Origin of the sequence: Pseudomonas agronomica (genome assembly GCF_025917275.1) — a bacterium.
GTDB lineage: Bacteria > Pseudomonadota > Gammaproteobacteria > Pseudomonadales > Pseudomonadaceae > Aquipseudomonas > Aquipseudomonas agronomica.
Genome location: NZ_JAOSHO010000794.1, coordinates 1 through 1526, shown reverse-complemented (window position 1 = coordinate 1526; position 1526 = coordinate 1). Strand labels below are relative to the sequence as shown.

Sequence of the window (1526 nt, the reverse complement as noted above, 5' to 3'; positions counted from 1 at the left end):
CCACAAGGGCGGAGTTGTTCCTTCGCCCAAAAGCGGTCAGTGGCTCATCGATGACATCGCCCCGGCCTGCCCCAGCAGCTCCTGGTCGATGTCTTCCAGGCGCAGGACTTTGCCGCCGGTATCGTGGGCGAGTCTTTGTGCCGCCTCGAGGTCGGAGAAGGAGGCCAGGACCACGCCCATGGCGCCCTTGAGTCCGGAGCCGATCACGAAGTAGGCGGTGCGGGCGTCGATCAGGTGGGCGTCGTCCGGTGCGTCCCAATGGCTGCGGCCCATGTCGTGGACATACAGCTTCACGTCGGCGCGGTGGTTTTCCGGTTGCAGCCACCAGCCAAGCATTTCCGCCGGGGAGCAGAACTTCTTCGTCCCGCCGGCACCGACCGCCGCGCCCTTGGGCCCGGGGAAATCGGTGATGACCATGCCACACACATGGCATTCATCCCCGGGATGAAATGCCAGTCCCGCCTGGGCAGCCGGCGGCGATTGAGCCTTGTCGCAAGCCACCAGTGCCAGGCACACCAGCACCCCGGCCAGGACACGGCTCGCCTTGAAATACATCCTGTTCATCACGTCCTTCCTCATCAAGACCAGAAACTCATGGGCATCGGCGATTGAACAACCGATAGGCCAGCCACAACGGCACCCCCAACCACAATCCCAGGCACAGCCAGAGCAGCGGCGCGGAAACCGGCAAATCGCTGCCCAGCGTCAACACGCCCGCCCCGCTGGACGCCGCGTCAAACCCGGACACATTGATCAGTCGATACACATCGGTGGGGTTCAACAGCAACAGCCAAGGCAGCAGGTCCGGACTGAACCGGCCCTCGCTCAGCACCAGCAATGCCAGCAGCGCCAAGTCGAACACCAGCACGAAGAAAAACCACACGCCCAGCGCCAGCCCCGCCGCGGTGGATTTCTCCGCCGACAGGCAACTCAGCACATACGCCAATCCGAGGAACACCCAACCCAGCAGCGTGCTGGACAGCATGAAGCGACCGAAGGCCCAGAGCAGCAGGCTCAGCTCGACGTCATCCACCAGCACGGCAATGGCCAACATCGCGCAGCCGAAACCAATCAGGGTCGCCAGGGCCAGGATCAGCCCGTGGCCGACAAACTTGCCCAGCAGCAACTGTCCACGCCCCAGCGGATACGTCAGCAACAGCAGCAACGTGCCGCTTTCGTCCTCGCCGACAATCGCGTCATAGGCCAGCAGCAAGGCAATCAACGGCATCAGGAATGTCGCCAGGCTGGCCAGGCTCGCCACCGTCGCCGGCACCGAGGTGAAGCCCAATTGGCCGGACGCCGCCGCGCCGAGCCAGGCGATGCCGATCGCCAGCACCGCGAACAACAAGCTGATCGCCAGCAACCAGCGGTTGCGCAGGCCGTCGCTGAGCTCCTTGCGGGCCATGTTCCAGATCGGGTTCATTGGCCGGCCTCCTCGGTCGCCGCGCGGGTCATGTAGTGGCGGTACAAATCTTCCAGCGAGGGAGGCTTGATCTCCACGTCCGTCGGGTCGTCCTGGGCCAGCA

At 64.4% G+C, this 1526-nt stretch carries 2 protein-coding genes and 1 pseudogene; all 3 read right to left on the bottom strand.

Translation table 11 applies throughout. The features are described 5' to 3' along the window. Nucleotides 1-36: 36 nt before the first annotated feature. Complete coding sequence (locus tag OC610_RS27190; RefSeq protein WP_264432482.1) at nucleotides 37-564, bottom strand: nitrous oxide reductase accessory protein NosL; 528 nt, start codon at nucleotides 562-564, stop codon at nucleotides 37-39. Nucleotides 565-592: 28 nt separating this feature from the next. After that, the gene (locus OC610_RS27185) at nucleotides 593-1423 is read right to left on the bottom strand and encodes an ABC transporter permease (protein ID WP_264432479.1); all 831 of its coding nucleotides are present in this window, start codon (nucleotides 1421-1423) and stop codon (nucleotides 593-595) included. Next, nucleotides 1420-1526, bottom strand: a pseudogene (locus tag OC610_RS29640) (ABC transporter ATP-binding protein); the annotation flags it as partial. The pseudogene OC610_RS29640 and the gene OC610_RS27185, both read right to left, overlap by 4 nt.

Bases quoted from the DNA above. Each gene is read 5' to 3' on its own strand.
- OC610_RS27190 (WP_264432482.1), bottom strand. From the start codon at position 564: ATGAACAGGATGTATTTCAAGGCGAGCCGTGTCCTGGCCGGGGTGCTG.
- OC610_RS27185 (WP_264432479.1), bottom strand. From the start codon at position 1,423: ATGAACCCGATCTGGAACATGGCCCGCAAGGAGCTCAGCGACGGCCTG.